This window comes from Streptomyces sp. NPDC026092, assembly GCF_040638605.1.
GTDB lineage: Bacteria > Actinomycetota > Actinomycetes > Streptomycetales > Streptomycetaceae > Streptomyces.
On record NZ_JBEZYN010000016.1, the window covers coordinates 16688 to 41404 of the forward strand.

Genomic DNA, 24717 nt, shown 5'->3' on the forward strand with positions numbered 1-24717 from the left:
ACGGCCACCGCCGCGGGTCTGGGGCGGGTACGCCGGTCACGACTGCACGTGCAGTCCGAGATTCTCGTAGATCTCCAGCGTCGCGGTGGAGTTGTTCAGCGTGATGAAGTGCAGTCCGGGGACACCCTCGGAGAGCAGACGTGCGCAGAACTCCGTCGCGAACTCGATGCCAATGGAGCGTACAGCGGCCGGATCGTCCTTGACGGCGAGGATGCGGTCTTTCACATCCGCCGGGAAGAGAGCGTTGCTCAGCTGGGGCAGCCTGTCGAGGGTCTTCACGTTCACAACAGGCATGACTTCGGGGATGATCGGCGTCTCGCAGCCGGCCTTCACGACGCTGTCGCGCATCCGCAGATAGTTCTCGGGATCGAAGAACATCTGGGTGATGGCGTAGTCCGCGCCGGCCCGGCACTTGTCCACGAAGTGACGGATGTCCGTGTCCCAGTCGGTGGACCGCGGGTGCATCTCGGGGAAGGCGGCGACGCCCACGCAGAAGTCGCCGGACTCCTTGATCAGCCGAACGAGGTCGGCTGCGTACTGCACGCCCTCGGGGTGCTCGACCCACTCCCCCAGCGGGTCGCCCGGCGGGTCGCCGCGCAGCGCGAGCATGTTGCGGATGCCGGCGTCGGCGTACTGGCCGAGCACGTTGCGCAGCTCGGCGACCGAGTGGTCGACGGCGGTGAGGTGGGCGACGGGGGTGAGGGTGGTGTCGCCGGCGATCTTCTGGGTGGCCTTGACGGTGCCGCCGCGGGTGGTGCCGCCGGCGCCGTAGGTCACGGAGACGAAGCTGGGGCCGACCGCCTCGACGCGGCGCATGGCGTTCCAGAGGCTCCGCTCGCCCTTCTCGGTGCGGGGCGCGAAGAACTCGAACGAGTACGACGGCTTGCCGGACGCGAGGATCTCGCGGACCGTGCGTGCGCGGTCCGAGCGGGTGGAAGCGGTACCTAGGGCCATACCGGCAGGTTAGACGGGGTGCTGCGGCCGACGAAGTGGTGTCCGAGTCGTGGACACCTTTTTGGACACCGTTCGGACGGGGTTTCCCTGCCGCCCGTCGGGGCGCCACGGAGGGTGTGCGCTAGGCGGAGCGCTCGCGGATCCGCTTGGCCAGGCGGGCCGTCGCCGCGGCCGGGTCGTCGGCCTCGGTGATCGCGCGGACGACGACGATGCGGCGGGCGCCCGCGTCCAGGACCTCGTCGAGATTCGTCTCGTCGATACCGCCGATCGCGAACCAGGGGCGGTCCTGCTCAAGGGCGGCGGCGTACCGCACGAGGCCGAGGCCGGGGGCGTACCGCCCGGGCTTGGTGGGGGTGGGCCAGCAGGGGCCGGTGCAGAAGTAGTCCACGCCGGGCTCGGCGGCGGCCGCGTCCACCTCGGACTCGGCGTGGCAGGAGCGGCCGATGAGCACGTCCTCGCCGAGGATCTTCCGGGCGGCGGGGACGGGCAGGTCGTTCTGGCCCAGGTGCAGCACGTCGGAGCCGATGGCGTGGGCGACGTCGGCCCGGTCGTTCACCGCGAGCAGCTTGCCGTGCCGACGGCAGGCCTCGGCGAAGACGGCGAGGTGCTCCAGCTCCTCACCGGCCTCCATGCCCTTGTCGCGGAGCTGCACGATGTCCACGCCGGAGGAGAGCACGGCGTCGAGGAAGGCCGGCAGGTCTCCCTGGCGCCTGCGGGCGTCCGTGCAGAGGTAGAGCCGGGCGTCGGCGAGCTGCGCGCGAGGCGTGGACATGGGTGGTTCCCCCCGTTGGGTGCGGCGGTCCGAGGGGGCCGGGCGGAGCCGGCCCCCAGGGCCTCCTGTGGTGTTTCGGAGCGTGTGCGTCAGACGGCGAGCGCCTGGGCGCGGCGCTTCACCTCCGTGCCGCGATTCTCGCTGAGGGCCTGCGCGGGCGTGCCCGGCAGGGTGGGGTCGGGAGTGAAGAGCCACTCCAGCATCTCTTCGTCGGTGAAGCCGTCGTCCTTCAGGAGGGTCAGGGTCCCGGAGAGGCCCTTGACCACCTTGTCGCCGTCGATGAAGGCGGCGGGCACCTGAAGCGCCTTGTTCTCGCCGCGTCGTACGGCGATGAGCTGGCCCTCCTTGACCAGCTGCCGCACGCGCGTCACCTCGACATCGAGCATTTCCGCGATGTCGGGGAGGTAGAGCCAGGCGGGGACGAGAGCATCGGTCTTTGCGTCAATCTCGGTCACGGGAACAAGCCTGCCATCCCGGACTGACAGTCGGTAGTCGGGCTAGGGGCTGTCCGGCGGATCAGGGCCGGAAAGGACGCGGCGTCTGGCGCATGGGGCCTCCCCAGGCCCTCTGGGCCCAGGGGACGCATCGCAAGGCGCCGGAGCGTCTCGATAGCGGAGCTATCGGGGCGTTTCGGCAACGCGGCGTGGGGGTCCCCCCTGCTCGAAGAGCTTGGGGGAGTGCCGTGCCAGGCGTCGCGGCCCCGGCCATGATCCGCCGGACAGCCCCTTACTGGACTGCGGCCTTCAGAGGGACGGTGGGGTCGGTGGCGCGGGTGGGGTCGAGCTTGGCGCCGGACTCGATCAGCTTGCGGCCCTGGGCCAGGTCGCGGGGGCGGCCGACGGCGAGCAGGGCGACGAGGGAGCCGTCGTGGAGCCAGAGGACGGACCAGGAGGGGTCGGCCGGGTCACCGCGCCGGACCAGTTCGGCGGCTCCGCTGTGGTGGCCGGCGTACTGCACGAAGCGGCCGAACTGCTCGGACCAGAAGTACGGCACCGGGTCGTAGACCGTGGGGGTCTCGCCGATGATGTCGGCCGCGACGGCCCTCGGGCCCTGGAGCGCGTTGTCCCAGTGGTGGACGAGGAGCCGGGCGCCGTAGCGGGCGGAGGGGAAGGAGGCGCAGTCGCCGACGGCGTACACGTCGGGCAGGGAGGTGCGCAGCCGGTCGTCGGCGGTGACGGAGCCGTCCGCGCCCAGGGCGATGCCGGAGCCGGTGAGCCACCGGGTGGCGGGCCGGGCGCCGATGCCGACGACGACCGCGTCGGCGGGCAGCCGCCGGCCGTCGGTGAGGACGACCGTGCCGGGTTCGACGGACTCCACGCGCGCGTGGGTGAGGAGTTCGGCGCCGCTCTCCTCGTACCAGCGCGCCATCGGGGCGGCGACCTCGGCGGGCAGCGCGCCGGCGAGCGGGCGGTCGGCGGCCTCGACGACGGTGACCGCGCACCCCGCCTCGCGCGCGGCGGTGGCGAACTCGGCGCCGATCCAGCCGGCGCCGACGACCACGATGTCGTGGCGGCGCTCCAGGACGGGCTTGAGGCGGGCGGCGTCGTCGAGGGTGCGCAGCAGGTGGACCCCGGGGACGCCCTCGGTGCCGGGCAGGGTGATCGGTTCGGCGCCGGTGGCGAGGACCAGGACGTCGTACGGGACGGGCCCGGCCTCGGTGTCGACCTCGTGAGCGTCGGCGCGCAGCCCGGTCACGTCGAGGCCGAGGCGCAGCTCGATGGCGAGCGCCTCGAAGTCGACGTCGAAAGCCGAGTCCTCGGCCTTGCCGAGGAGGACCGCCTTGGACAGCGGCGGCCGGTCGTAGGGCTGGTGGGGCTCGGCCCCGATGAGGGTGACCGCCCCGGTGAAGCCCTGTTCGCGCAGGGCCACGGCGGTCTGCACCCCCGCCATCCCGGCGCCCACGACGACGACCCGCTGCTCTGCCTGCATCTGCTCGCTCACCCGTTCACCTTAACTATCTGACGTACCGTCAGGAAGGCAGCTGTTCCACGACGCTGGTGCCGGAGCCCTCCTGGGACTCCCATGCCCAGCTCTCCTCCAGCCGAACGCGCCCGTCCGGCAGCTCCACCACGAGCGAGACGCAATGCCCGGAAGAGGTCGTTCCGTCCTGCTTCAGCTGGACGTAACGGAAGTCGAGCCGGTCCCCCGCGCGCGTGCCGACGAGAAACCCGCGCACGACGTCCCCGCCCGCGTACTCGGCCCAGATCCGGCCCTCCTCCTCGTGGTACGTGAACCGGGTACGCGTCCCGACCTGACCGGGGGCCTGGTCGGCGACCGGCGCGAGGACGAGTCCGTCGAGAGAACGGGGCACGGTGGAGGCTCCCTTACTGGGCGTCGGGGGCTGGGGTTAGGCTGACGGTCAACGTAGAGCACTCGCGGGAGCCCGGACGCACCGGGCTGAGAGGGAGGCTGGCCGGCCTCCGACCGTACGAACCTGATCCGGGTCATGCCGGCGAAGGGAGGGGCTGGACGCCCATGTCGCGTACACGCAGTACGGGCAGTACAGGCAGTACCCGCAGCACAGGCGGTACCTCCGACGTTCTCGTCGTCGGGGGCGGCATCATCGGCCTGGTCACCGCCTGGCGGTCCGCGCAGCGCGGGCTGAGCACGGCGGTCGTGGACCCCGAACCCGGCGGCGGGGCCGCCCGCGTGGCGGCCGGGATGCTCGCCGCCGTCACCGAACTCCACTACGGCGAGGAGACCCTGCTCGCCCTCAACCTCGCCTCCGCGCACCGCTACCCCGCGTTCGTCGCCGAACTCGAGGAAGCCACCGGGCACGACGTCGGCTACCGCGCCTGCGGCACGCTCGCCGTCGCGCTCGACGCCGACGACCGGGCCCATCTGCGCGATCTGCACGCCCTGCAGATCCGCTCCGGCCTGGAGTCGGAGTGGCTCAACGGGCGCGAGTGCCGCCGCCTCGAGCCGATGCTCGCCCCGGGCGTGCGCGGCGGACTGCGGGTCGACGGCGACCACCAGGTCGATCCGCGCCGCCTCGCCGCCGCCCTGGTCACCGCCTGCGAGCGGGCCGGGGTGGTCTTCCACCGGAGCCTCGCCGAACGCCTCACGGTGGTACGGGACCGGGCCACGGGCGTGACGCTCGCCGACGGCACCGAGCTCACCGCGGACCAGGTCGTGCTGGCCGCGGGCAGCCTCAGCGGCCGGCTCGCGGGCGTACCGCCGGAGGTCCTGCCGCCCGTACGTCCCGTCAAGGGACAGGTCCTGCGGCTGACCGTGCCGCCCGCGTTCGCGCCGTTCCTGTCCCGGACCGTCCGGGCGGTCGTGCGCGGCAGCCACGTCTACCTCGTCCCGCGCGAGAACGGCGAGCTGGTCGTCGGCGCGACCAGCGAGGAGCTGGGCTGGGACACCACCGTCACGGCGGGCGGGGTGTACGAGCTGCTCCGCGACGCCCACGAGCTGGTCCCCGGCCTCACCGAGCTGCCGCTCACCGAGACCCTGGCGGGCCTGCGCCCCGGGTCGCCGGACAACGCGCCGCTGCTCGGCCCGACCGCGCTCGACGGCCTCCGCCTCGCCACCGGGCACTACCGCAACGGCGTGCTGCTCACTCCGGTCACCGGCGACGTCATGGCCGAGTTCCTCACCACCGGCGCGCTTCCTGACGAGGCCCGCCCCTTCACTCCCCGCCGCTTCTCCCCCGTACGACAGGAGCAGCCCGCATGACCGCCACGAACACGACCGTCTCCGTCAACGGCGAGGCGCGTGTCCTCGCCGCGCCCACGACCCTCGACGCCCTGGTCACCACGCTCACCACCGCGCCCTCGGGCGTGGCGGCGGCCGTCAACGAGACCGTCGTGCCGCGCAGCCAGTGGTCCGCGACCGTCCTCGGCGAGGGCGACCGGGTCGAGGTCCTCACCGCCGTCCAGGGAGGCTGAGCGCGATGTCCGACGACACCTTCCTCCTCGGCGGTACGGAGTTCTCCTCCCGGCTGATCCTCGGCACGGGCGGCGCCCCGAGCCTGGAGATCCTCGAACGCTCCCTGGCCGTCAGCGGCACCGAGCTGACCACGGTCGCCATGCGGCGGCTCGACCCGACCGTGCGGGGCTCGGTCCTCTCCGTCCTGGAGAAGCTCTCGATCCGCGTGCTGCCGAACACGGCGGGCTGCTACACGGCGGGCGAGGCGATCCTGACCGCACGCCTGGCCCGGGAGGCGCTCGGCACCGACTGGATCAAGCTGGAGGTCATCGCCGACGAGCGGACCCTGCTGCCGGACCCGGTCGAGACCCTCGACGCGGCCGAGACGCTGGTCGACGACGGCTTCATCGTCCTGCCGTACACCAACGACGACCCGGTCCTCGCGCGGAAGCTGGAGGACGTGGGGTGCGCGGCGATCATGCCGCTCGGCTCGCCGATCGGCTCCGGGCTCGGGATCCGCAACCCGCACAACTTCGAGCTGATCGTCGATCGCGCGGGCGTCCCGGTGATCCTGGACGCGGGGGCCGGCACGGCCTCGGACGTCGCCCTGGCGATGGAGCTGGGCTGCTCGGCGGTCATGCTCGCCTCCGCGGTGACCCGGGCGCAGGACCCGGTCCTGATGGCGGAGGGGATGCGGCACGCGGTGGAGGCTGGCCGCCTGGCCCATCGGGCGGGCCGGATCCCGCGCCGGCACTTCGCCGAGGCCTCCTCCCCCACGGACGGCCGCGCGGTCCTGGACCCGGAACGCCCCGCGTTCTGAGCCCGCGGGAGCCCTTCGGGACCCGAGGCGCGCCGTGCGTCGCGTCACAGGTGTGCTGCGGTCGGGCCGGTGGGGAACGGGGTGGCCTCACCGGCTCGTAAACTCGGGGCCGTGGACACGACCCTTCAGGACCCCCTCGTCGGGCAGCTGCTCGACGGCCGCTACCGCGTCGACGCGCGCATCGCCGTCGGCGGGATGGCCACGGTCTACCGGGCCGTCGACACCCGGCTCGACCGGGTGCTCGCGCTCAAGGTGATGCACCCGGCCCTCGCCACCGACGCCGCGTTCGTCGAGCGGTTCATCCGCGAGGCCAAGTCCGTCGCCCGGCTCTCCCACCCCAATGTGGTGGGGGTCTTCGACCAGGGCGCGGACGGCGCGTACGTCTATCTGGCCATGGAGTACGTCGCCGGGTGCACCCTGCGCGACGTGCTGCGCGAGCGCGGGGCGCTCCAGCCGCGCGCCGCGCTCGACATCCTGGAGCCGGTGCTCGCCGCGCTCGGGGCCGCGCATCGTGCCGGGTTCGTGCACCGGGACATGAAGCCGGAGAACGTCCTGATAGGGGACGACGGCCGGGTGAAGGTCGCCGACTTCGGTCTCGTACGGGCGGTCGGCTCGGCCACCAACACCACGGGGTCGGTCCTGGGCACCGTCTCGTACCTGGCGCCGGAGCAGATCGAGCACGGCACGGCGGACACCCGCGCCGACGTGTACGCCTGCGGTGTCGTCCTGTACGAGATGCTGACCGGCTCCAAGCCGCACTCCGGGGACACCCCCGCCCAGGTCCTCTTCCAGCACCTGAACACCGACGTCCCGGCCCCCTCGGCGGCCGTGCCCGGCCTCGCCCTCGAACTGGACGAGCTGGTGGCGACCGCCACCGCCCGCAACCCCGAGGTCCGCCCGTACGACGCCGTCGCGCTCCTCGCGCACGCCCGGGAGGCCCGGGCGGCCCTCGGGGACGCGCAGCTGGACGCCGTACCGCCGCAGGCGCACGCCGAGGAGCGTACGGGGGCGGAGGACCGGACCAGCGTGATCCCCCGGGTCGCGTCGGCGGCCGCCCGTCCTGAGGACGACGTCCAGCACACCAGCCGGCTCCCGATGCCGCCGACCGAGCTCGGGCAGGAGCTCCGCTCCGAGGGCCGGGCGGAGCGCCGGGACCGTGGCCGGCGCCGGCCGCGCGGTCCGCTGCTCGTCGTCGTGGCCGTCCTGCTCGCGCTGGGGATCGGCGGGGGCGTCTGGTACATCAATTCCGGCCAGTTCACCCGCGTCCCGGCCGTCCTCGGCCAGACCGAGGAGAAGGCGACCAAGCGGCTGACGGACGCGGGGCTCGACGTCCGCGCGACGAAGCGGGCGTTCAGCGACGTGTACGAGCGCGGCACGGTCATGGCCACCGACCCGGCCTCGGGCCAGCGGATCCGGGGCAACGGCACGGTCACGCTCACCATCTCCCGGGGCCCGGAGATCGTGAAGGTCCCCCGGCTCAAGGGGAAGCCGCTGGCGCAGGCCAAGCGGCTGCTCGCCGACGAGGGCCTGCTGGTCGGCGTGACGACGACGGCTTTCAGCCAGGACATCCCGCAGGGCGCCGTGATCAGCTCCGACCCGGAGCCGGGCACCGAACGCAGCCCCGACTCGGCCGTGGCGCTCGTGGTCAGCAAGGGCCGCCCGATCGACGTTCCCGACGTGGCCGGCGACTCGGTGGCCGACGCCACCAGCACGCTCCAGGACGCCGGGCTCAAGGTGGAGATCGCGACCGAGCAGATCCACTCCGCCGAGGCGGCCGCCACGGTCGCCGCCCAGTCGCTCGCGGAGGGCAGCCGGGCCGCCCAGGGCGACCGGATCGTCCTCACGGTCTCCAAGGGGCCGCGGATGATCGAGGTCCCCGACGTGACGGGCGAGTCGACCGACTCCGCGCGCACGAAGCTGGAGGCGGCGGGCTTCGAGGTGAAGGTCGAGAAGACCTTCCCCTTCCTCGGCGACACGGTCTCCGGCCAGTCCGTCGACGGCGGCACCACCGCGCCCGAGGGCTCCACCATCGCCATCACGATCAAGGGACTGTAAGAACTCATGCGCAACCCCGTCGGCGGTCATGTCCCCGTGGCCGGCGGTCTCGCCACGGTCGGTCTCGGCTACGCCCGCGAACTGGGCGCGGAGACGGTCCAGGTCTTCGTCGCCAACCCGCGCGGCTGGGCGACGCCCGTCGGCAACCCGGCGCAGGACGAGCTGTTCCGCGCCGGGTGCGAGGCCGAGTCCCTGTCGGCCTGGGTGCACGCCCCGTACCTGATCAACTTCGGCTCCCACACCGAGGCCACCGTCGAGAAGTCGGTCGAGTCGCTCCGGCACTCGCTGCGCCGGGGCCGCGAGATCGGGGCGAAGGGCGTGGTCGTGCACACCGGCTCGGCGACCGGCGGCCGTCCGCGCGCGGAGGCGCTCGCGCAGGTACGGGAGCGGATGCGGCCGCTGCTGGAGGAGCTGACGCACCCGGACGATCCGTTCCTGCTCCTGGAGTCGACGGCCGGGCAGGGCTTCTCGCTCTGCTCGCGCGCCGAGGACTTCGGCCCGTACTTCGAGGCACTCGACCACCACCCGAAGCTCGGGATCTGCCTCGACACCTGCCACATCTTCGCCGCGGGACACGATCTGACCGGCCCGCACGGCATGCGGCAGACGCTCGACGAGCTGGTGGCGACGGTGGGCGAGGGCCGGCTGAAGCTGATCCACGCCAACGACTCCAAGGACGTCGTCGGCGCGCACAAGGACCGGCACGCGAACATCGGGGCCGGGCACATCGGCGAGGACCCGTTCCGCGAGCTGATGCGGCACCACGCGACCGAGGGCGTGCCGCTGATCATCGAGACGCCGGGCGGGAAGGAAGGCCACGTCGCGGACGTGGAGCGGCTGAAGAAGCTCCGGGGCTGAGATTCCCGTTGAGGAATACCCCTAGGGGGTATACGGTTCCTGTGTAGGCAGCAGGAACCGCAATCGGTCATTGGGGGAACCCATGCAGCACGAAGCGCACGCCGACCCGCACGCCCACCACGACGGACACGGTCACGACGGACACGACCACGGACAGGGCCACGGACAGCCCCCGGCCAAGGCCAGCTGGTCCATGGCGATGAAGGCCACCCTGCACTGCCTGACCGGATGCGCCATCGGCGAGGTCCTCGGCATGATCATCGGCACCGCGCTCGGCTGGGGCAACGCCCCGACGATGGTCCTGGCCATCGCCCTGGCCTTCTTCTTCGGCTACTCGCTCACGCTCTGGGCGGTCGTCCGCGCGGGCCTGAGCCTGAAGGCGGCCATCGGCGTCGCGCTCGCCGCCGACACGCTCTCGATCACCGTCATGGAACTCGTCGACAACGGAGTGCTGCTCCTGGTGCCGGGCGCGATGGACGCGCACCTCTCGGACGCGCTCTTCTGGGGCGCCCTGGCGTTCGCCTTCCTCGTCGCCTTCCTGATCACCACGCCCGTCAACAAGTGGCTGATCGGCCGCGGCAAGGGCCACGCGGTGGTCCACCAGTACCACCAGCACTGACCGAGCACCGGCACCGACACCGGCACCGGCACCGGCACCGGCACCGATCAGAGTTCCGGGCCGTCCCCCGGCTCCTCCTGGTACGAGTACCGCTGTTCCTTCCAGGGGTCGCCGAGGTTGTGATAGCCGCGCTCCTCCCAGAAGCCGCGGCGGTCGGCGGTCATGTACTCCACGCCCCGGACCCACTTGGGCCCCTTCCAGGCGTACAGGTGCGGCACCACGAGCCGCAGCGGGAAGCCGTGCTCGGCGGTGAGCAGCTCACCGTCCTTGTGGGTGGCGAAGATCGTCTGGTCGGAGGCGAAGTCGGAGAGCCGCAGGTTCGCGCTGAAGCCGTACTCGGCCCAGACCATCACATGCGTCACGTTGCCGGCCGGCGGGGCCAGATCCAGGATCGTCCGGGCCGGCACCCCACCCCATTCGGCCCCGAGCATGCTGAATTTCGTCACGCAGTGCAGATCGGCCACGACCGTCGCGAACGGGAGGGCCGAGAACTCCTCGTGGTTCCAGCACCGCTTGTCGCCGTCCGCCGTCGCCCCGAAGACCCGGAACTCCCAGCGGTCGGGCTTGAACTTGGGGACGGGGCCGTAGTGGGTGACCGGCCAGCCGCGCTGCAGCCGTTGCCCCGGCGGAAGATCCGTCTGCCCTGCTTCCCGGTGTACCCCGCTCTCCGGCTGACCCATGTCATCCATGGTGACAGACCGCGAGGGGTGGTCATGACCAGCCAACCTCCCCAGCAGGGCAGCTTTGGGGCAACTCCCACTAAGCCTGCACTTACTGGACGGTCCCCAACCGTGGTGCAAGGATGCGGCCATCCTGCCCAGTCACGACTTAGACATGCGTGGAAGGAGCCTCTGCGATGCAGGGCGACCCCGAGGTCCTCGAGTTCCTCAACGAGCAGCTGACCGGCGAGCTGACGGCCATCAACCAGTACTGGCTGCACTACCGCATCCAGGACAACAAGGGCTGGACCAAGCTCGCCAAGTACACCCGCGAAGAGTCCATCGATGAGATGAAGCACGCGGACAAGATCACCGAGCGCATCCTGATGCTCGACGGTCTGCCCAACTACCAGCGGCTCTTCCACGTACGCGTCGGCCAGACGGTCACCGAGATGTTCCAGGCGGACCGCCAGGTGGAGGTCGAGGCGATCGACCGCCTCAAGCGCGGGATCGATGTCATGCGGGCCAAGGGCGACATCACCTCGGCCAACCTCTTCGAGGAGATCCTCGCGGACGAGGAGCACCACATCGACTACCTCGACACGCAGCTGGAGCTGATCGAGAGCCTGGGCGAGGCGCTGTACATCTCGACGCTGATCGAGCAGCCGAGCTAGCTCGGACGGCTTTGGATCGGAAAGCTTCGAATCGGCCGGCTTTGGATCAGGCGGCTTCGGACAGCTCGTCCGGCTCGTTGATCTCCGCCGCCAGGGCGGGAATCCCCTGGTCGATCAGATCCCGGCGCGGGCAGTTGCCGCGCCCGAGTATGGCCTGGATGCGTCGCACGCAGGAACCGCAGTCCGTTCCCGCCTTGCAGGCGGAGGCGATCTGGCGGGGCGTGCAGGCGCCCGCGTCCGCGTGTTCCTTGACCTGCTTCTCGGTGACCCCGAAGCATGAGCAGACGTACACGCGGATTCACCTCCCGCCGAGATCGATAAGGCTAACCTAACCTTACCCGGCGCCTCCGAGGTGTAAAGCTCTGCATATGACATGGGGCGCGGATCACAGTGATCCGCGCCCCATCGTCGTACGAAGCTACTTACTGATCGCGGTACATCTCCGCCACCAGGAACGCCAGGTCCAGGGACTGGCTGCGGTTGAGCCGCGGGTCGCAGGCCGTCTCGTAGCGCTGGTGCAGGTCGTCGACGAAGATCTCGTCGCCGCCGCCCACGCACTCGGTGACGTCGTCACCGGTGAGCTCGACGTGGATGCCGCCCGGGTGGGTGCCAAGGCTCTTGTGGACCTCGAAGAAGCCCTTGACCTCGTCGAGCACGTCGTCGAAGCGGCGGGTCTTGTGCCCGGAGGCCGCCTCGAAGGTGTTGCCGTGCATCGGGTCGGTCACCCAGGCGACGGTCGCGCCGGAGGCGGTGACCTTCTCGACCAGCTCCGGGAGCTTGTCCCGGACCTTGTCGGCGCCCATGCGGACGATGAAGGTCAGCCGGCCGGGCTCGCGGTCCGGGTCGAGCCGGTCGATGTACGTCAGCGCCTCGTCGACCGAGGTCGTCGGGCCCAGCTTGATGCCGATCGGGTTCGCGATCCGCGAGGCGAACTCGATGTGGGCGTGGTCGAGCTGGCGGGTGCGCTCACCGATCCAGACCATGTGGCCGGAGGTGTCGTACAGCTTGCCGGTGCGCGAGTCGGTACGCGTGAGGGCGCCCTCGTAGTCGAGCAGCAGCGCCTCGTGGGAGGCGTAGAACTCGACGGCCTTGAACTCGGCCGGGTCGGTGCCACAGGCCTTCATGAAGTTCAGGGCGTTGTCGATCTCGCGGGCGAGCGCCTCGTAGCGCTGACCCGACGGGGACGACTTCACGAAGTCCTGGTTCCAGGCATGCACCTGGCGCAGGTCGGCGTAGCCACCGGTGGTGAAGGCGCGCACCAGGTTGAGCGTGGAGGCGGAGGCGTTGTACATCCGCTTCAGGCGCTCGGGGTCCGGGATGCGGGCCTTCTCGTTGAAGTCGAAGCCGTTGACGGAGTCGCCGCGGTACGTCGGCAGGGTCACCCCGTCGCGGGTCTCGGTGCCCTTGGAGCGGGGCTTGGAGTACTGCCCCGCGATGCGGCCGACCTTCACGACGGGCACGGAGGCCGCGTACGTGAGGACGGCGCTCATCTGGAGCAGCGTCTTGAGCTTGGCTCGGATGTGGTCGGCGGAGACGGCGTCGAAGGCCTCGGCGCAGTCGCCGCCCTGGAGCAGGAACGCCTCGCCACGGGCGACGGCTCCCATACGGGCGCGCAGCTGATCGCACTCGCCCGCGAAGACGAGCGGCGGATACGACTCGAGGTCCGCGATCACATCGCGCAGAGCCTCGGCATCGGGGTACTCGGGCTGCTGCGCCGCGGGAAGGTCTCGCCAGGTGTTGCCACCGGTTGCGGTGGTCTTAGCGTTCACGGTCACAACCACCACATTACGGTGTCCGACGCCCTGTCCATCGCGCCGCCCAATGGCTGAGACGCGCGTCCGTAATGTCCGCCCACGCGGACCACGCCTTCGGGTGGTGTTACCCTCACGCGCGTTTAAACATCTGAGGCCTAAATACTTCACAGGGGTGGGCGTGAGCCAAGGGCACCGCAGGGACCGCAAGAAGAGACGGCTGCTGTACGGCGCTGCGGCGGCCGTCGTCGCGACGGCGACGATCGGCACGATCGCCGTGGCATCGCCGGGCATGCTGGACTCCTCGGACGGCAAGGCGGGTGGGGAATCGTCACTGCAGGCGCAGTTCGCCTCGGCCGCCGATGAGTTCGACGTTCCACAGAGCGTGCTGATGGCCGTGTCGTACCGACAGACGCGGTGGGAGTCGCACGACGGCGAGCCGAGCACGAGCGGCGCGTACAACGTCATGGGTCTGACGGACGTCGACCCGGAGGACGTCGCGGTCCACGACGACGACGAGCGCCTCGCGCACCTCAACGCCAGCGGCAAGGAGGAGATCGAGAAGACCTTCGACAAGGCCAAGGCGCTGCGCAACCTGCCGAAGGAGACCGTCGACACCGACGATCCGCGGCTGCACACGCTGGACAAGGCCGCCGGGCTGATCGACGGCTCCGCCGAGACCCTGAAGAACGACACCGGGGAGAGCATCCGCGCCGGTGCGGCGCTGCTCGCGGAGTACCAGAAGCAGGCGACCGGTGACCTGCCGGACGACCCGGGCCAGTGGTACGCCGCTGTGGCGCGTTTCAGCGAGTCGCCGGACAAGAAGGGCGCCGACCTCTTCGCGAAGCGCGTCTTCGAATCGATCAAGACGGGTGAGCGGGAGCTCACCACGGACGGCGAGCAGGTCGTCCTGCCGGCCGACCCGTCGGTCGAACCGGTCAAGCCGTCGGACGTGCCGCTGGCCGCGAGCTTCGCGGCGACGACCGCGACGCCGACGCCCGAGTGCCCGTCCGGTCTGCAGTGCAACTACATCCCGGCCGAGGTCCCGAGCACCGGACAGCGCAACTACACGCTCGCCCCTCGCCCGGCCGGCGGTGTCGACATCCGGCAGATCGTCGTCCACGACACCGAGGGCAGCTACGCCGGCACCATCGCCACGTTCCAGAGCGCGACGGCCAAGGGCAGCGCGCACTACCTGATCCGCGCCTCGGACGGTCTGGTCACCCAGATGGTCGAGAACAAGAACATCGCGTGGCACGCGGGCAACTGGACCACCAACTCGCACGCCATCGGCGTGGAGCACGAGGGCTACGCCATCAAGGCGGGCAGCTGGTACACGGAGCCGCAGTACGAGTCCTCCGCCGCACTGGTGAAGTTCCTCGCGGCCAAGTACGGCATCCCGCTCGACCGCGAGCACATCATCGGCCACGACGAGGTGGCGGGATACAACGACGCCAAGATCGCCGGCATGCACTGGGACGCGGGCCCGTTCTGGGACTGGAACCACTACATGTCGCTGATGGGTGCCCCGACGGGCGCCGGCGGCGCCGGCGGCCTGCTCAAGGCCGGTCAGCTGGTCCGTGTCGTACCGCCGTTCACCACGGCGAACCAGCCCAAGATCACGTACGGCGGCAGCACCGTCGCCGCCCGGCCCGCGAACTTCGGCTACCTGTACACCACCGCTTCGACCGCGACGCCCATCAAGGACCCGTACATCCCCAACGTGGTGTGGAGTGACGGACCGAACTGGGGGAACAAGGTCCGCGCGGGCGGCACGTACGTCGTCGCCGAAACCCGCACCGACTGGACCGCGATCTGGTACGGCGGGCAGAAGGCCTGGTTCTACAACCCCGGCGGCCAGTACACGGCCCCGGTCACCGTCTCCCCGACCGTGATCAAGGCCAAGGCCGGCGTCACGGCCCGGATCTACGGACGCTCCTTCCCCGAGACCGCCGCCTACACCGCGGCCGGCGAGGCCCCGCCGTCGGACCCGGGCGCCTACTTCACGAGGTACTCGCTCCCTGCGGGCCAGGCTTACGTGAAGGCCGGCCCCGCGATCAAGGGTGACGACTGGTTCGGCAGCTCCCAGAAGAACGTCGTGGGCACCGACGAGTACATCCCGATCAGGTACAACCACCGTATGGCGTGGGTGAAGGCGACCGATGTCACCGAGGCCCCTGCGGCCGCGCCCGTCTCCGCCGCCGGCCGCTACAACCTCCTCGCCCGTGACGCCTCCGGTGTCCTCTGGCAGTACCAGGGCACCGGCAGCGCCACCGCGCCGTTCCTCACCCGGTACCGCGTCGGCGGTGGCTGGAACATGTACAACGCCGTCACGCCGATGACCGCGCTGCACGCGGACGGCACCGGCGACATGGTCGCCCGGGACCCGGCCGGCGACCTCTGGTACTACAAGGGCACCGGCAACCCGTCCGCGCCGTTCAAGGCGCGGCTCAAGACCGGTGGCGGCTGGCAGATCTACGACCGGATCATCGGCGCGCGTGACCTGAACGGTGACGCGATACCCGACCTGATAGCCCGCGAGAAGTCCGGCCTGCTCTGGTTCTACAAGGGCACGGGCAACCCGGCCACCCCGTTCGCCGCGCGCGTCAAGGTCGGCGGCGGCTGGCAGATGTACAACCAGCTCGTCTCCACCGGCGACGTGAACGCCGACGGCAAGGCCGACCTCATCGCCCGCGACCCCGCCGGCGACCTGTGGTTCTACAAGGGCACCGGCAGCTCCACCACGCCGTTCGCCGCGCGCGTCAAGGTCGGCGGCGGCTGGCAGACGTACAACCAGCTCGTCGGACCGAGCGACCTGAACGGTGACGGCAAGGTCGACCTCATCGGCCGCGACACCACCGGAGCGCTCTGGTACTACAAGGGCACCGGCAGCGCCACCGCCCCGTACGCGCCCCGCGTCAAGGTCGGCAGCGGCTGGCAGATCTACAACCTGATCTTCTGATCCACGGGTCGGCAGACCGGTAGATCGGTAGATCAGCGAGGCCACCGAAGGGGCCCGGCTCGCACCGTCCATGGTGTGAACCGGGCCCCTTCGCGCTGCCCGGCTGCGTTACAGTGCTCGCATGTTCGCGCAGACGACCCTGAACTGGTGGTGGCCCGCTCCTCCGGCGGCCCACTGACTGCGCGTACCCCCACACCACACGCGAAGGCCGCCCGAGAGGGCGGCCTTCTGCGTTCCCAGGGCCGTTCCTCTCCGTCTCCCGGAAGGAACACACCTCATGGACCTCTCCCGTCTCCTCGACGACGCCTGTCCGCCCTTCGCCCTGCTCCGCAGGCGCACCCCCGGCCGTGACCACGACACCGTCGAGGTGCTGATCGGCGCGGTGCACGAGGCCGAGCGCCTCGCCGACCTGCCCGTCGGTGAGCTGCCGACCCTCGCCCTGGTGCCGTTCCGGCAGATCCGCGAGCGCGGTTTCGACGTCCGCGACGACGGCACCCCGCTCTCCGTGCTCGTCGCCGAGGAGACGTACGAGCTGCCGCTCGCCGACGCGCTCGACCGGCTGCCGACCCACGCGGTACGGGTCGAGGGCGGCGGGTTCGACGTGTCGGACGAGGCGTACGCCGGGACCGTGCGGCGCGTGATCGAGGAGGAGATCGGCGCGGGCGAGGGCGCCAACTTCGTCATCCGGCGGACGTACACCGGGGAGATCCCCGGCTTCGGGCGCGCCGACGCGCTCGCCCTGTTCCGGCGGCTGCTCGCGGGTGAGCGGGGCGCGTACTGGACCTTCGTCGTCCACACCGGCGACCGGACCCTGGTCGGCGCGAGCCCGGAGGTGCACGTGCGGATGGCCGGCGGCACGGTCGTCATGAACCCGATCTCCGGCACGTACCGCTACCCGGCCGGGGCCGCGCCGACCCCCGAGGACCTGCTGACGTTCCTGGCGGACCGCAAGGAGACCGAGGAGCTCTCCATGGTGGTCGACGAGGAGCTGAAGATGATGTGCACGGTCGGCGACATGGGCGGGGTGGTGATCGGGCCCCGGCTCAAGGAGATGGCGCACCTCGCGCACACCGAGTACGAGCTGCGGGGCCGCTCCTCCCTGGACGTGCGGGAGGTGCTGCGGGAGACGATGTTCGCGGCGACGGTCACCGGCTCTCCGGTGCAGAACGCCTGCCGGGTCATCGAGCGGCACGAGGCCGGCGGTCGGGGTTACTACGCGGGCGCCCTGGCCCTGCTCGGCACCGACGAGAACGGGCTCCAGACCCTGGACTCGCCGATCCTCATCCGTACCGCCGACATCTCCCGCGACGGGGCCCTGCGCGTACCGGTCGGCGCGACGCTCGTCCGGCACTCCGACCCCGACGGCGAGGTCGCCGAGACGCACGCGAAGGCGGCCGGGGTGCTCGCGGCGCTCGGTGTACGGGAGGGGCGGCCGCAGGACGAGGCGCCGGTGGCGGTCCGGCTCGCGGACGATCCCCGGGTGCGGGCGGCGCTGGACGCCCGGCGGGCCGACCTGGCGCCGTTCTGGCTGCGGATGCAGGTCCGCTCCGCCGAGCTGACCGGCCACGCGCTGGTGATCGACGCCGAGGACACCTTCACCGCGATGCTCGCGCACTTGCTGCGCTCCTCGGGCCTGGAGGTCTCCGTCGTCCGCTACGACGAGCCGGGGCTGCGGGAGCTGGCGCTCGCCCACGAAGGCCCGGTGGTGCTCGGCCCGGGGCCGGGGGATCCGTCCGACGCCACCGATCCGAAGATGCGTTTCCTGCGCGGGCTCACCGCCGATCTCGTACGGGACCACCGGCACGGTCTGCTCGGCGTCTGCCTCGGCCATGAGCTGATCGCGGCCGAACTGGGCCTGGAGATCGTCCGCAAGCGCACCCCGTTCCAGGGCGCGCAGGTGCGGATCGATCTCTTCGGGCAGGAGCGGACGGTCGGCTTCTACAACAGCTTCACGGCCCGCTGCGACGAGCGGACCGCCACCGAGCTGGCCCTGCACCGGATCGAGGTGAGCCGGGACGAGGAGACGGGCGAGGTCCACGCGCTGCGCGGGCCGGGCTTCGCGGGGGTGCAGTTCCACCCGGAGTCGGTGCTGACGATGGAGGGCGCGGAGCTGACCGCCTCCCTGCTCGCCGGCGTGCTCGTCTGACCCGCGTCTACGAGTCGGCCGGGACCAGGACGTTCTCGCTGCGGCGGCCCGCCGCGTAGTCGAGGACGTTCTGGACGGTCGTGTCCACGATCTGGCCGACCGCGTCCACGGTGTAGTACGCCTGGTGCGAGGTGACCACCACGTTCGGGAAGGTCACCAGGCGGGCCAGGGTGTCGTCCTCGACGACCTCCAGGGACTTGTCGAGGAAGAAGAGCCCCGCCTCCGCCTCGTACACGTCGAGGCCCACGCCGGCGAAGCGGCCCGCGCGGAGTTCGGAGACCAGGGCCTCGGTGTCGACGAGGCCGCCCCGGCTGGAGTTCACCAGGATGGCGTCGTCCTTCATCGTCCGCAGCGCGGCCGCGTCGACGATGCGCCGGGTCGCAGGGAGCAGCGGCACGTGCAGGCTGACCAGGTCGGACTCGGCGAGGAGCCGCTCCTTCTCGACGTACTTCATGCCGAGTTCGAGGCACGCGGGGTTCTCGGCGACGTCCCAGCCGAGGAGGTTCATGCCGAAGCCGTGGGCGATCCGGGTGAAGGCCTCGCCGATCTTCCCGGTGCCGAGGACGCCGACCGTACGGCCGTGCAGGTCGCGGCCCATCAGCCCGTCGAGCCGGAAGTCGAAGTCGCGGGTCCGGTTGGAGGCGCGGACGATCCGCCGGTTGACGGCCATCGCCAGGGTCCAGGCGAACTCGGCGACGGAGTACGGCGAGTAGTACGAGACCCGGGCGACGGTGAGGCCGAGCTGGGCGGCCACGTCGAGGTCGATGTTGTTGAAGCCGGTGGAGCGCTGGGCGATCAGCTTGGTCCCGCCGGCGGCGAGGGTACGCAGGACCCGGGCGCCGAGGTCGGCGTTGACGCTGGTGGAGACGGCTTCGTAGCCGGTCGCGATGGCGGCCGTGTCCTCGGTGAGGAACACGTCCAGGCAGCGGACGTCGTGGTGTCCCGCGAAGGCCTTCTCGATCAGCGGCTTCTCGTCGGCCTGCACGCCGAATGCCAGGATGTCCACGGATCCACTCCCGGGGGTTCTGCCGGAATTGTCTGGTCACCGGCGAATATACGGTTCCCGGGAGCGGTCCGCGTGAGCTGCCGTCCCTGTCGGCGGCGCTCAGCCGAAGAAGACGCCCACCTCCGCGTAGAGCGCCGGATCGACGGTCTTGAGCCGGGCCGTGGCCTCCGAGATCGGGACGCGGACGATGTCGGTGCCGCGCAGCGCGACCATCCGCCCCCAGTCGCCGTCCCGGACGGCGTCGATCGCGTGCAGCCCGAAGCGGGTGGCGAGCCAGCGGTCGAAGGCGCTGGGCGTGCCGCCGCGCTGCACATGGCCGAGGACCGTGGTCCTGGCCTCCTTGCCGGTCCTGCGCTCGATCTCCTTGGCGAGCCACTCGCCCACGCCGGAGAGCCGCACGTGTCCGTACGAGTCGAGGGTGCCGTCCTTGAGGACCATGTCCCCGTCCTTGGGCATCGCGCCCTCGGCGACGACCACTATCGGGGCGTAGGTGGCCCGGAAGCGGGAGTGGACCCAGGCGCAGACCTGGTCGACGTCGAAGCGCTGCTCGGGGATGAGGATGACGTTGGCGCCGCCCGCGAGACCGGAGTGGAGCGCGATCCAGCCCGCGTGGCGGCCCATCACCTCCACCACCAGGACCCGCATGTGGGACTCGGCGGTGGTGTGGAGCCGGTCGATGGCCTCGGTGGCGATGCCGACGGCCGTGTCGAAGCCGAAGGTGTAGTCGGTGGCGGAGAGGTCGTTGTCGATGGTCTTCGGGACGCCCACGCAGCGGACACCGTGCTCGTCGACGAGCCGGGCGGCGACGCCGAGGGTGTCCTCGCCGCCGATCGCGATCAGGGCGTCGATCTCGTACTTGGCGAGGTTCTCCCTGATCCGCCGGACGCCGTTGTCGGCGGTGAACGGATTGGTGCGGGAGGAGCCGAGGATCGTTCCGCCGCGCGGCAGGATGCCCCGGACGGCGGGGATGTCGAGGGGTACGGCGATGCCCTCCAGAGGCCCGCGCCAGCCGTCGCGGAACCCGGTGAACTCGTAGCCGTACTCCTGGACGCCCTTGCGGACGATGGCGCGGATGACCGCGTTGAGACCGGGGCAGTCGCCGCCTCCGGTCAGTACGCCGACGCGCATGGAGCCTCTCCTTCGCCGTGGCGGACGTGGTGACGACCCACGCTAGTAGTGACGTGGGTCACTCCGACACGGCATGGAGGGTGAATTGTCGGGCTCCACCCGGATGGGGTCAGGCGTCGTCGAGGCCGCGCTCTATGGCGTACCGGACGAGCTCGACGCGGTTGTGCAGCTGGAGCTTGCCGAGCGTGTTCTGGACGTGGTTCTGGACGGTCCGGTGCGAGATGACCAGGCGCTCGGCGATCTGCTTGTAGCTCAGGCCCTTGGCCACGAGCCGCAGCACCTCGGTCTCGCGCTCGGTCAGCTGGGGCGCCCCGGGCTCGTCGGCCCCGGGGGCGGGGAGCGGCTCGGAGGCGAGCCGGCGGTACTCGCCGAGGACCAGGCCCGCGAGGCCGGGCGTGAACACGGGGTCCCCGACGGCCGTGCGGCGCACCGCGTCGATCAGCTCGGCCGTGCTGGCCGACTTCAGCAGATAGCCGGTGGCGCCGGACTTGACCGCCTCCAGGACGTCGGCGTGCTCGCCGCTCGCGGAGAGCACCAGGACCCGCAGGGCGGGGTTGGCGCCGACCAGCTCCTTGCAGACCTGGACGCCCGGCTTGGCGGGCAGGTTGAGGTCGAGGACGAGGACGTCCGGGCCCGCCGCCCCGGCGCGGCGCACGGCCTGCTCGCCGTCGCCCGCCGTGGCCACCACGTCGAAGCCCGCCTCGGCGAGGTCGCGGGCGACCGCGTCCCGCCACATCGGATGGTCGTCCACGACCATCACCTTGATCTGCCGCTCGATCCGCTCGTCGCTCATCGCGTTCCCGCCTTCCCCCGTGTGTCCCTCGGGACCTTCAGTTCCACTTCCGTGCCCTGGCCCGGTACCGAGATCAGCTCGGCCGTGCCGCCCAGGTCGCGCAGCCTGCCGCGGATGGAGAGGGCGACCCCCATCCGCCCCTCGCCCTCGGCCTGCGCGAGCCGTCCCTCCGGGATGCCCGGGCCGTCGTCCCGTACGGTCACGATCACCTCGTCCGGCCAGTCCTCGACCAGGATCCAGGCCTGGGCCGCGTCGCCCGCGTGCACCCGGACGTTGTCCAGGGCCGCGCCGACGGCGGAGGCCAGCTCGCGGGCGGCCTCCGGCGGCAGCAGGACCGGGGCGCCCGGGTCCGCGAGCGTGATCCGTGCCCCGGCGCGCGGCGCGAGCAGGGCCCGCAGATCGACCGGGGAGTCGTCGTCCGGCTCCTCGACGATCCGGACCACCGCCCCCTCCGACTCGTCCTCGGAGACCAGCGAGGGCCGGGCCAGCCCGCCGGCGACCAGGGTGCGCAGGGCGACCTCCTGCTCCCCGGCCATCCGGCCCAGCTCGGCGGCCTCTCCGCCCAGGGCGGTGCCGCGCCGCTGCACCATCGCGAGGACCTGCAGGACGCTGTCGTGGATGTCCCGCGCGAGGCGTTCCCGCTCCCGGGTCGCGGCCTCGATCTCCAGGGCGCGGGCGAGGGTGCGCTCGGAGGCCCGGGCGACCTCGACGACGTACCCGATGGCGATCGACGCGACCCAGACGAGCAGGACGTTGTGGAGGGTGTCCCGGGTGGGGTGGGCGCGCTCGATGATGTTGGCGACGGCGACCAGCGAGGAGGCGAACCCGGCCCAGCGCCAGCCGCCCTTGATCGCGTACGCGAGGACGGCCCCGGCGGTCCATATGGACGGCAGGGTGGGGCTGTCGACCGTGCGCGCCTGCTCGTCGGCGAGCGGGGTCAGCAGGATGCCGGTGAGGGCGACGGTGAGGTCCGCGACGAGGAAACGCTTGGTGCAGCCAGCCGCGTTGGCCACCTTCGGGAGCGTCGCCAGCGTCCAGACGCAGAGGAACGCGAGGAAGACGACGGCCACCCAGGGCCGCTCGTAGCGGTCCCGGCCGAAGACGAAGATCAGGACGGCATAGATCATCGTCAGGACGCGGTACGCGGTGAGCGCACGCCACAACGGCTGCTCCACCGACATCCGCACGACACGCTCGCGCTTGGCCATCTCCCCCACCCCCGGACGCCGCCTCCCCCCAGCAGGGGTCAGGCGCCGGACTCTTCCCGTGCCGCGATCTCGGCCTTCACGGCCTCCTTGGCGGCCTTCTCGGCCTCCGCGATCTGACGCTTGGCGGCCGTCGCGTAGATGTCGACGTACTCCTGGCCGGACAGCTTCATGATCTCGTACATGACCTCGTCGGTCACCGAGCGCAGGATGAAGCGGTCCCCCTCCATGCCCTGGTAGCGGGTGAAGTCCAGCGGCTCGCCGATCTTGATGCCCGGGCGCATCAGCTTGGGCACGACCTTGCCGGGCGGCTGGATCTTCTCGGTGTCGATCATGGCGACCGGGATCACGGGCGCGCCGGTGGCCAGGGCCACGCGCGCGAGGCCGCCGGGCTTGCCCCGGTAGAGCCGGCCGTCGGGCGAGCGGGTGCCCTCGGGGTAGATGCCGAAGAGCCCGCCCTTCTCGATGACCTCGATGCCGGCCTTGATCGCCGCCTCGCCCGCGCCCCGGCCGCCGGAGCGGTCCACGGGGAGCTGGCCGACGCCCTTGAAGAAGGCGGCGGTGAGCTTGCCCTTCACACCGGGCGAGGTGAAGTACTCGGCCTTGGCGATGAAGGTGACCTTGCGGTCGAGGACGGCGGGCAGGAAGAAGGAGTCCGAGAAGGAGAGGTGATTGCTCGCGAGGATCGCCGGCCCCTCGGCGGGAATGTTCTCGAGGCCCTCCACCCACGGCCTGAAGGCGAGCTTCAGGGAGCCGCCGATGGAGAACTTCATTGCGCCGTAGATCAACTCGAGTACCTTCCGTGTGCCGTCGGACAGACCTTATCCCGCCTTTTCCCGCCCGCCCGCTCCGGTGCGGCCGAGGACGGGGCACCTTCGTGGATTCGGACCTGGTCGGGTGTCGGTCCGGTCGCGTACCGTGAAGTCCTTCCCCTTTATGCCCTCGCTTCGTCGAAGCCCCGCCCTCCTCGAAGCCGAACCCCCTGAACAGGAGACCCCGGTGCCGGTCCTTCCTGGAGCCGAGCCGTACCGCCACGACGGCGGCAAGGTAGGCGTCCTTCTCTGTCACGGATTCACCGGTTCCCCGCAGTCGATGCGCCCCTGGGCCGAGTACCTGGCCGAGCGCGGGCTGACGGTGTCGGTGCCCCTGCTGCCCGGGCACGGCACGCGCTGGGAGGACATGCAGCTCACCACCTGGCACGACTGGTACGCGGAGGTGGACCGCGAGCTCCGGGACCTCCTCGCCCGCTGCGAGCAGGTCTTCGTCTTCGGCCTCTCCATGGGCGGGGCGCTGGCGCTGCGCCTCGCGGCCAAGCACGGGGACGCGGTGCGCGGTCTGGTCCTGGTGAACCCGGGCAACAAGGTGCACGGCCTGGCCGCGCACGCGCTGCCGGTCGCCCGCCACTTCGTCCGCTCGGCGCCGGGCATCGCGAGCGACATCGCCAAGGAGGGCTCGGTCGAGGTCGGCTACGACCGGGTGCCGCTGCACGCGGCGCACTCCCTGCGCCAGTTCTTCCGGACCGTGGACGCGGAGCTGCCCCAGGTCACGCAGCCGGTGGTGGTGCTGCACAGCCCGCAGGACCACGTGGTCCCGCCGGCCGACTCGGCGCGGGTGCTCAGCCGGATCTCGTCCACGGACGTCAAGGAGCTCCTGCTGGAACAGAGCTACCACGTGGCGACGTTGGACCACGACGCGGAGCGGATCTTCGAGGAGAGCTGGGCGTTCGTGGGCCGGCTCGCTCCGGACGTCGTCGGGGAGAAGGGGAGCACGAGCGGTGGCTGAGCAGCAGGACGGGGAGCGCGACCCGCAGCCCATCGACGAGGAGGCGGCCTGGGCCGCGATCGTCGCCGGGTACGGCGACGAGCCGGCGGACCCTCCGGGCGCGAAGCCGTTCCGGTCGGTGGAGGACCTGGCGCTCCCGGAGCCGGTGGACGGCGACGGTGACGGCGACGGTGACGGTGACCCGGACGCCGACGAGGACGAGGACGACGAGGACCGGGACGGGCCCGCGAAGCCCGCGCTCGGCAGCTCGATCGTCTTCGCGCCCGGCGTCGGTGTCGGCGTGGGCGGCGGCGGCCCCCGGGACTACGAGCTGGCCGACCCGGACGCCGAGCCCGACGAGACGGACGGGGCGGACGAGGACGGCAAGAAGGCCGGTAAGGCGAAGAAGGACGACGACGGCGAGGGCCACTTCGTCCCGCCTGAGCCCCCGCCGCTGCCGGAGGCGGACGCGACGACGAAGTTCGCGTGGCTGGGCGTGATCGGCGGCCCGGTGCTGCTGCTCCTCGCCGTCCTGCTCTCGTGGGACATGACGTGGTGGCTCACGACGGTGTGCGTGGGCGGCTTCCTGGGCGGCTTCGCGACGCTGGTCGCCCGGATGAAGCACGACGACGATGACGACGGCTACGACGACCCGGGGCGCGGCGCGGTGGTGTGACCGCGCCG

24 protein-coding genes and 1 riboswitch are annotated in these 24717 nt (G+C 71.4%); of the genes, 11 read left to right on the forward strand and 13 right to left on the reverse strand.

Annotated elements, in window-relative coordinates; genetic code table 11:
• Nucleotides 1–36 precede the first annotated feature (36 nt).
• The 5 genes from metF to AB0F56_RS24655 all read right to left on the reverse strand — a co-directional run bounded on the left by metF (nucleotide 37) and on the right by AB0F56_RS24655 (nucleotide 4037).
• The gene (gene metF, locus AB0F56_RS24635) at nucleotides 37–954 is read right to left on the reverse strand and encodes a methylenetetrahydrofolate reductase [NAD(P)H] (RefSeq protein ID WP_362013335.1); all 918 of its coding nucleotides are present in this window, start codon (nucleotides 952–954) and stop codon (nucleotides 37–39) included.
• 121 nt (nucleotides 955–1075) lie between these two features.
• On the reverse strand, nucleotides 1076–1726 hold the full coding sequence (thiE, locus tag AB0F56_RS24640) for a thiamine phosphate synthase (RefSeq protein WP_362013336.1): 651 nt from the start codon (nucleotides 1724–1726) through the stop codon (nucleotides 1076–1078).
• An 89-nt stretch (nucleotides 1727–1815) separates the two neighbouring features.
• Entirely contained in the window at nucleotides 1816–2181 is a 366-nt protein-coding gene (locus AB0F56_RS24645) for an Rv2175c family DNA-binding protein (RefSeq protein ID WP_331908833.1), read from the reverse strand.
• Nucleotides 2182–2452: 271 nt separating this feature from the next.
• A complete protein-coding gene (locus tag AB0F56_RS24650; protein WP_362013607.1) occupies nucleotides 2453–3655 on the reverse strand; it encodes an FAD-dependent oxidoreductase in 1203 nt (400 codons plus the stop codon).
• A 40-nt stretch (nucleotides 3656–3695) separates the two neighbouring features.
• Nucleotides 3696–4037, reverse strand: coding sequence for a hypothetical protein (locus AB0F56_RS24655; RefSeq protein WP_362013337.1), 342 nt, complete (start codon nucleotides 4035–4037; stop codon nucleotides 3696–3698).
• 54 nt (nucleotides 4038–4091) lie between these two features.
• A riboswitch (TPP riboswitch) is annotated at nucleotides 4092–4204 on the forward strand.
• Here AB0F56_RS24655 and thiO point away from each other — a divergent pair.
• From thiO to AB0F56_RS24685, 6 genes are all read left to right on the forward strand, one after another.
• Nucleotides 4202–5404 (forward strand): glycine oxidase ThiO, encoded by a 1203-nt coding sequence (gene thiO / locus AB0F56_RS24660; protein WP_362013339.1) that lies wholly within the window; start codon nucleotides 4202–4204, stop codon nucleotides 5402–5404. It overlaps the preceding riboswitch by 3 nt.
• A complete protein-coding gene (gene thiS, locus AB0F56_RS24665) occupies nucleotides 5401–5616 on the forward strand; it encodes a sulfur carrier protein ThiS (protein ID WP_362013340.1) in 216 nt (71 codons plus the stop codon). The genes thiO and thiS overlap by 4 nt, the downstream gene beginning before the upstream one ends.
• A gap of 5 nt (nucleotides 5617–5621) precedes the next feature.
• A complete protein-coding gene (locus AB0F56_RS24670; RefSeq protein WP_362013342.1) occupies nucleotides 5622–6416 on the forward strand; it encodes a thiazole synthase in 795 nt (264 codons plus the stop codon).
• Between the two features lie 111 nt (nucleotides 6417–6527).
• Nucleotides 6528–8471 carry a Stk1 family PASTA domain-containing Ser/Thr kinase gene (pknB, locus tag AB0F56_RS24675; protein WP_362013343.1) on the forward strand — a complete coding sequence of 648 codons (1944 nt, stop codon included), beginning with the start codon at nucleotides 6528–6530 and terminating at the stop codon, nucleotides 8469–8471.
• A 6-nt stretch (nucleotides 8472–8477) separates the two neighbouring features.
• Nucleotides 8478–9329, forward strand: a complete 852-nt coding sequence (locus tag AB0F56_RS24680) for a deoxyribonuclease IV (RefSeq protein WP_362013345.1) — start codon at nucleotides 8478–8480, stop codon at nucleotides 9327–9329.
• A gap of 82 nt (nucleotides 9330–9411) precedes the next feature.
• Complete coding sequence (locus tag AB0F56_RS24685) at nucleotides 9412–9948, forward strand: DUF4396 domain-containing protein (RefSeq protein WP_362013347.1); 537 nt, start codon at nucleotides 9412–9414, stop codon at nucleotides 9946–9948.
• A gap of 47 nt (nucleotides 9949–9995) precedes the next feature.
• Here AB0F56_RS24685 and AB0F56_RS24690 read toward each other — a convergent pair whose 3' ends face one another.
• Nucleotides 9996–10628, reverse strand: a complete 633-nt coding sequence (locus AB0F56_RS24690) for a sulfite oxidase-like oxidoreductase (RefSeq protein WP_362013349.1) — start codon at nucleotides 10626–10628, stop codon at nucleotides 9996–9998.
• A gap of 176 nt (nucleotides 10629–10804) precedes the next feature.
• On the opposite strand from AB0F56_RS24690, the gene bfr reads away from it, so the two are divergent.
• Nucleotides 10805–11281: a bacterioferritin gene (bfr, locus tag AB0F56_RS24695; protein WP_362013351.1), complete on the forward strand. Its 477-nt coding sequence runs from the start codon at nucleotides 10805–10807 to the stop codon at nucleotides 11279–11281.
• A 46-nt stretch (nucleotides 11282–11327) separates the two neighbouring features.
• Here bfr and AB0F56_RS24700 read toward each other — a convergent pair whose 3' ends face one another.
• Together AB0F56_RS24700 and AB0F56_RS24705 are read right to left on the reverse strand one after the other, a co-directional pair.
• Nucleotides 11328–11573, reverse strand: coding sequence for a (2Fe-2S)-binding protein (locus AB0F56_RS24700; RefSeq protein ID WP_362013353.1), 246 nt, complete (start codon nucleotides 11571–11573; stop codon nucleotides 11328–11330).
• Nucleotides 11574–11703: 130 nt separating this feature from the next.
• On the reverse strand, nucleotides 11704–13056 hold the full coding sequence (locus AB0F56_RS24705; protein WP_362013354.1) for a class II 3-deoxy-7-phosphoheptulonate synthase: 1353 nt from the start codon (nucleotides 13054–13056) through the stop codon (nucleotides 11704–11706).
• Nucleotides 13057–13213: 157 nt separating this feature from the next.
• On the opposite strand from AB0F56_RS24705, the gene AB0F56_RS24710 reads away from it, so the two are divergent.
• Together AB0F56_RS24710 and AB0F56_RS24715 are read left to right on the forward strand one after the other, a co-directional pair.
• On the forward strand, nucleotides 13214–15994 hold the full coding sequence (locus AB0F56_RS24710; protein WP_362013356.1) for an N-acetylmuramoyl-L-alanine amidase: 2781 nt from the start codon (nucleotides 13214–13216) through the stop codon (nucleotides 15992–15994).
• 277 nt (nucleotides 15995–16271) lie between these two features.
• The gene (locus AB0F56_RS24715) at nucleotides 16272–18140 is read left to right on the forward strand and encodes an anthranilate synthase family protein (protein WP_362013358.1); all 1869 of its coding nucleotides are present in this window, start codon (nucleotides 16272–16274) and stop codon (nucleotides 18138–18140) included.
• A gap of 7 nt (nucleotides 18141–18147) precedes the next feature.
• On the opposite strand, the gene AB0F56_RS24720 is transcribed toward AB0F56_RS24715, so the two are convergent.
• From AB0F56_RS24720 to AB0F56_RS24740, 5 genes are all read right to left on the reverse strand, one after another.
• Nucleotides 18148–19146 (reverse strand): 2-hydroxyacid dehydrogenase, encoded by a 999-nt coding sequence (locus AB0F56_RS24720; protein ID WP_362013359.1) that lies wholly within the window; start codon nucleotides 19144–19146, stop codon nucleotides 18148–18150.
• 99 nt (nucleotides 19147–19245) lie between these two features.
• Nucleotides 19246–20274, reverse strand: a complete 1029-nt coding sequence (locus AB0F56_RS24725) for a 6-phosphofructokinase (RefSeq protein ID WP_362013360.1) — start codon at nucleotides 20272–20274, stop codon at nucleotides 19246–19248.
• A gap of 109 nt (nucleotides 20275–20383) precedes the next feature.
• Nucleotides 20384–21067, reverse strand: a complete 684-nt coding sequence (locus tag AB0F56_RS24730; protein WP_362013362.1) for a response regulator transcription factor — start codon at nucleotides 21065–21067, stop codon at nucleotides 20384–20386.
• Nucleotides 21064–22275 carry a DUF5931 domain-containing protein gene (locus AB0F56_RS24735; RefSeq protein WP_362013364.1) on the reverse strand — a complete coding sequence of 404 codons (1212 nt, stop codon included), beginning with the start codon at nucleotides 22273–22275 and terminating at the stop codon, nucleotides 21064–21066. Before AB0F56_RS24735 ends, AB0F56_RS24730 begins: the two co-directional genes overlap by 4 nt.
• A 38-nt stretch (nucleotides 22276–22313) precedes the next feature.
• A complete protein-coding gene (locus tag AB0F56_RS24740) occupies nucleotides 22314–23045 on the reverse strand; it encodes a lysophospholipid acyltransferase family protein (protein ID WP_362013609.1) in 732 nt (243 codons plus the stop codon).
• Nucleotides 23046–23271: 226 nt separating this feature from the next.
• Here AB0F56_RS24740 and AB0F56_RS24745 point away from each other — a divergent pair, with 226 nt between their 5' ends.
• Both AB0F56_RS24745 and AB0F56_RS24750 read left to right on the forward strand, forming a co-directional pair.
• A complete protein-coding gene (locus tag AB0F56_RS24745) occupies nucleotides 23272–24054 on the forward strand; it encodes an alpha/beta fold hydrolase (protein WP_362013365.1) in 783 nt (260 codons plus the stop codon).
• Nucleotides 24047–24709 (forward strand): hypothetical protein, encoded by a 663-nt coding sequence (locus AB0F56_RS24750; protein WP_362013367.1) that lies wholly within the window; start codon nucleotides 24047–24049, stop codon nucleotides 24707–24709. Before AB0F56_RS24745 ends, AB0F56_RS24750 begins: the two co-directional genes overlap by 8 nt.
• Nucleotides 24710–24717 lie beyond the last annotated feature (8 nt).

What these genes read in the sequence shown, in the direction of transcription:
- metF (WP_362013335.1), bottom strand. Translation starts at nt 954, where the DNA reads ATGGCCCTAGGTACCGCTTCCACCCGCTCGGACCGCGCACGCACGGTC.
- thiE (WP_362013336.1), bottom strand. Translation starts at nt 1,726, where the DNA reads ATGTCCACGCCTCGCGCGCAGCTCGCCGACGCCCGGCTCTACCTCTGC.
- AB0F56_RS24650 (WP_362013607.1), bottom strand. Translation starts at nt 3,655, where the DNA reads ATGCAGGCAGAGCAGCGGGTCGTCGTCGTGGGCGCCGGGATGGCGGGG.
- thiO (WP_362013339.1), top strand. Translation starts at nt 4,202, where the DNA reads ATGTCGCGTACACGCAGTACGGGCAGTACAGGCAGTACCCGCAGCACA.
- thiS (WP_362013340.1), top strand. Translation starts at nt 5,401, where the DNA reads ATGACCGCCACGAACACGACCGTCTCCGTCAACGGCGAGGCGCGTGTC.
- AB0F56_RS24670 (WP_362013342.1), top strand. Translation starts at nt 5,622, where the DNA reads ATGTCCGACGACACCTTCCTCCTCGGCGGTACGGAGTTCTCCTCCCGG.
- AB0F56_RS24680 (WP_362013345.1), top strand. Translation starts at nt 8,478, where the DNA reads ATGCGCAACCCCGTCGGCGGTCATGTCCCCGTGGCCGGCGGTCTCGCC.
- AB0F56_RS24685 (WP_362013347.1), top strand. Translation starts at nt 9,412, where the DNA reads ATGCAGCACGAAGCGCACGCCGACCCGCACGCCCACCACGACGGACAC.
- AB0F56_RS24690 (WP_362013349.1), bottom strand. Translation starts at nt 10,628, where the DNA reads ATGGGTCAGCCGGAGAGCGGGGTACACCGGGAAGCAGGGCAGACGGAT.
- bfr (WP_362013351.1), top strand. Translation starts at nt 10,805, where the DNA reads ATGCAGGGCGACCCCGAGGTCCTCGAGTTCCTCAACGAGCAGCTGACC.
- AB0F56_RS24715 (WP_362013358.1), top strand. Translation starts at nt 16,272, where the DNA reads ATGGACCTCTCCCGTCTCCTCGACGACGCCTGTCCGCCCTTCGCCCTG.
- AB0F56_RS24725 (WP_362013360.1), bottom strand. Translation starts at nt 20,274, where the DNA reads ATGCGCGTCGGCGTACTGACCGGAGGCGGCGACTGCCCCGGTCTCAAC.
- AB0F56_RS24730 (WP_362013362.1), bottom strand. Translation starts at nt 21,067, where the DNA reads ATGAGCGACGAGCGGATCGAGCGGCAGATCAAGGTGATGGTCGTGGAC.
- AB0F56_RS24735 (WP_362013364.1), bottom strand. Translation starts at nt 22,275, where the DNA reads ATGGCCAAGCGCGAGCGTGTCGTGCGGATGTCGGTGGAGCAGCCGTTG.
- AB0F56_RS24740 (WP_362013609.1), bottom strand. Translation starts at nt 23,045, where the DNA reads ATGAAGTTCTCCATCGGCGGCTCCCTGAAGCTCGCCTTCAGGCCGTGG.